The 4,063-nt window shown below is 69.4% G+C and carries 3 protein-coding genes; 1 reads left to right on the top strand and 2 read right to left on the bottom strand.

All coding sequences use genetic code 11. From position 1 onward, the window contains the following. Window positions 1-289: 289 nt before the first annotated feature. Window positions 290-1,870 carry a hypothetical protein gene (locus ACE3UY_RS10445; RefSeq protein ID WP_374687472.1) on the bottom strand — a complete coding sequence of 527 codons (1,581 nt, stop codon included), beginning with the start codon at window positions 1,868-1,870 and terminating at the stop codon, window positions 290-292. Continuing rightward, a complete protein-coding gene (locus tag ACE3UY_RS10440) occupies window positions 1,854-2,294 on the bottom strand; it encodes a hypothetical protein (protein WP_374687471.1) in 441 nt (146 codons plus the stop codon). Before ACE3UY_RS10440 ends, ACE3UY_RS10445 begins: the two co-directional genes overlap by 17 nt. Window positions 2,295-2,700: 406 nt before the next feature. On the opposite strand from ACE3UY_RS10440, the gene ACE3UY_RS10435 reads away from it, so the two are divergent. Further along, window positions 2,701-3,963, top strand: coding sequence for a polymer-forming cytoskeletal protein (locus ACE3UY_RS10435; protein WP_374687470.1), 1,263 nt, complete (start codon window positions 2,701-2,703; stop codon window positions 3,961-3,963). Window positions 3,964-4,063: the final 100 nt, after the last annotated feature.

The following is a 4,063-nucleotide window of genomic DNA, read 5'->3' as shown; positions in this document are numbered from 1 at the left end:
CGTCCGCCCCGCCGGGGGCGACGTAGCGGGTCAGGCCGGCCGGCTCGGCCGCGGCGAGCGCCGCCGCGACCAGAGCGGCCAGCAGGAGCAGGAGGGCCGGGGCCAAGCGGGCAGCCAGCGGCGCGCGCGAGGGGCCGGGAGTGATGAAGGGGTTGCGCCGTATCACCCAGACAGGATAGCCGCTGAGCCTTACACTTGGCATAACAGCGGGGGGCGGGGGAGCGGGGGAGAACAGAGCCAAGCACAGGTGCAACCCACTTTCTGAAGTGGGTTGCACCTCACCCAATCGTCATAACAGCGGGTCGCGGCCGGCCACAACGCGGCTGGTGGAGCGGCCGAGCAGCAGCGCCCCGCGCGCCCGCCGCGCCTCCACTTCGGCCACCAGCGCCGCCGATAGCAGCCGATCGTCGTGCAGGCATTCCACGCCCCGCGCCGTGGCGACGCGCGCCCCGGCCGGCACGCCCCAGCGCAGGTCGCGGTCGAAGCGGCCCGCGCCGGGCAGGCTGTAGGCGCAGGCCGCTACCTGCTGCCAGAACCACCAGCCATCGTGCAGCGGCTCGTCGTCGCCGTCCCAATATCGAAAGCGGCCGGTGTCGATGAGGGCCAGGAAGTCGCTGCCCAGCCGCGCCTTGGCGCTCTGGCCGCCCAGCACGTAGCCCGTCACGTGGTCGCGCCCCAGCCGGTCGCCCAGCCAGTCGGCCAACCCCTGGCCCACGCCGGAAGCGTCCAGCAGGGTGTGGGCCACGTTCCAGCGGCGCAGGTAGGCCAGCAGCCGGTCGGCCAGTCGCGCCCGGCCCGGCGCGTCCTGGAAGTGGCGCGACCCCTGATCCACGAACACATCCACCGCCTCGTAGACCGGACCGGTAGAAACCGAGTTTCTGTCGAGAAACTCGGTTTCTACGCGGAAGATGGTGGCGACGGTGTAGTCGCGGCCGGGGTTGCGCAGCCGCCCGCCCGCCTCGGTCGCGCCCTCGTCCTGCCCGGCCAGATCGACCGTCGCGACGTACAGCTCGTCCGGCCGCGGAGTGGCGAGGCGAGTATGCCGGCCGCGCATCAGGGCCGCCCGCCAGGGCGGGAAGAGACCGCCCGCGCCGTCGGCCGGCTCCAGGAAGTATTCGGCGGCGACGATGGGGTGATGGCGGCCGTGGCGGCGCACCTGCTCGGCCAGGAAGGCGGCGTAGTCGGCGTTCTCGGCCGTCACCGCCTCCGGCCCGACCAGGAAGACGCGCCGCACGCCGTCGACCGCGGTCAGGCTCTCCAGTTCGGCCTTCTTGGCCCACAGGAAGTCGGTCGTCAGCCGCACCGTGCCCAGGTAGAGCGCCGTGGCGTTGTGGGCGGCGCGCATGGGGGTGAAGACGGCCTCGATGTGGGCCGCGTCCTGATCCTGGGCCTCGTCGATGACCAGCAGGTGGTCGGCCGTCTCGCCGCGGCTGGCGGCCTGGGGGTGGCTGCTCAGGAAGACGACCGACGCCGCGCCCAGCCGGTAGCGGGTGGGCCGACCGCCCCGCCGCCAACGCCCGCTCGTCCAGGGCGTCTCCAGCCGCTCCTCCAGCCGGCGCATGCCGCGCCCCAGCCCGTCGCCGACCGCGCCGTAGACGATCTGACCGCCGCGCCGCTGCATGACGGCCAGCAGGTAGACCAGCAGGTGCGCCACCGCCTCGTTCTTGCCCGACTGGCGCGGGAAGACGAGCAGGAACTCCCGCCCGCGCCGGTGCAACACGGAGTCGATGACGGCCCGCAGCGGCTCCACCTGGTACTCATAGAGCGGCAGGCCAATGACCAGGCGGGAGAAGCGCTCGATGTCGTCCAGCACGTAGCCGGCGGCGTAGTGCGTCGTCGTGGGAGCAGGGGGATCAGAGGGAAATGCCATGTTGCTTGCCCAGTTCCTCCAGCGCCCCGGCCAGCCACGTCTGCGTTTCGCCGGCCCGGCCGGCCTGTTGGGCCAGCAGGCGGGCGACGGTGCGCGCGCCATCGAAGGTCAGGGCGGACAGGCGGCGCTGCTCTTCCGGCGACAGGTCGTCGGTCGCGGTCAGCGCGCCCAGCAGCCGGCTCAGGACGAAGCGCACCAGCGCCAGCTCCGAGCGCAGGTCGTCGGCGGCCAGCCCGCCGCCCACCAGCGCGGCCACTTCCTCAGCCGTCAGCCGGGGCAGGTGGAACGCCGGGGCCGGAGACGCACCGGCGGCCGGCTGTTGGGCGTGATAGTAGCATGCGGGCGGGTCGCTGCCGGGGCGGGCCACATTGCGGCAGGGAACGCCGCGGCGAGTGGTGAAGGAGCAGAGCGTCTTGTTTCGCATAGCAACTCCTGTTCCTGTCCTCTTGGGAGGTGGATAAGAGGAACACAGAGAGACACAGAGGACAGACTGAGCTACCCAGAGGAAGGACGATCTTGCTCCGCGTCCCTCTGTGTCCACCCTCTGCGTCTCTCTGTCTCTCTCTTGCTTCTTCTCCGTCGGTGGGTCAGCGGTGCGGGCGGGGGCCTGCAAACAGCATACCATGCCGGGTCGGAGCGACGCTATTCAATTTCTGGCACGGAAGAATGGTACGCTGATGACGCTGATTGGGCAGATCGACGCTGATAAGATAAAAGCCAGATTCTTATCAGCGTCAATCAGCGGAATCTGCGTCATCAACGTACCATTTCCGCCCCGTTTGACGTACAGTATGGACACTGCTAGAACCGTGCATCGAAGGAGGTTCGTCATGCGGAAGCGACTGGTTCTACCTATTATAAGTGTCCTGTTAGTGGCGGCTCTGTTCGGCCCGCGGGTCGCCCCGGCGCGGGCAGCCGAGTTTCGCAGCGGCGACACCGTCGTCATCGCCGCCGACGAGGTCATCGACGACGACCTGTTCATCTCCGCCCGCACCATCGAGGTCAACGGAACCATCACCGGCGACCTGTTCGCCAGCGGCACGCTCGTCGTCGTGCACGGCACGGTCAACGGCAGCGCCATGCTGACCGGCCAGACGGTGGACGTGTTCGGCCAGATCGACGGCAGCCTCTACAGCGGGGCGTACGCGCTGACGCTGGAGGAAGGGGCTGTGGTCGGCCGCAACCTCTTCTTCGGCGGCTACAGCCTGGCCACCCGGCCGGACAGCCAGGTCGAGCGCAGCCTCTACTTCGGCGGGGCGCAAGTCCTGCACGACGGCCTGGTGCGCGGCGATCTGAACGTCAACGCCAACGCGGCGACCATCAACGGCCAGGTCGGCGGCAACGTCGTCGGCCAGGTGGCCGGCCAGGGCGGCGGCGACTGGATGCGCTTCGTACCCAACATGCCGGCCAACATCGAGACGCTGGAGCCTGGCCTGACCGTCGGGCCGCAGGCGCAGATCGGCGGCCAGATGCTGGCCCGCGAGTCCACGGCCGAGGACGCGGCGGCAGCCGCCGCGGCGGCGACCGGCGCGTTCGGCCTGCCGCTGTGGCTGTCCAACCGCATCGGCCAGGGCATCGGCCTGCTGCTGGTGGCCGTCCTCCTCATCGCCGTCGCGCCGCGCTTCCTGCCCGCCCTGAGCGACACGTTGCAGCGGCGTCCCCTGCCCAGCCTGGGCTGGGGCCTGCTCATCTACCTGCTCTTCTTCCCGGCCGCGCTTCTCGTCGGCCTCATGCTCATCGTGCTGGTGACGCTGCTTTTCAGCCTGGTCACCTTCGGCCAGTACACGGCGGCCGTGCTGGGCCTGACGGCGAGCTTCTGGCTCTTTGCCCTGTTCGCCTTCCTGTTCTTCACCTACATCATCGCCTGGCTCATCGCCGGCCATTGGCTCGGCCGGGCGCTGCTGTCGGCCGCCGGCCTGAAGTCGCCCGGCCCCTTGACGCAGTTCCTCTACGTTCTCGTGGGCGTGATTCTCTTTCAGGCGGCGCGGGGCGTGCCGGTGCTGGGGTTTGTGCTGGCCTTCGTGGTCGGCACGCTGGCGCTGGGGGCGGCGTTTGTCCACTGGCTCAACGCCCGCCGGCGGGTAAAGAAATAATCCGCAGATTACGCAGATTACGCAGAGTTTCCTTATCTCTGTGTGATCTCCGTGTCTCTCTGTGTTCCTCTTACTCTGTGTTCCTCTTATCCGCTTTTCT

The organism is Promineifilum sp. (SeqCode) (genome assembly GCF_041918635.1).
Lineage (GTDB): Bacteria > Chloroflexota > Anaerolineae > Promineifilales > Promineifilaceae > Promineifilum.
The sequence above is the reverse complement of the archived record's forward strand: the minus strand, read 5'-3'. Positions and strand labels throughout refer to the sequence as shown.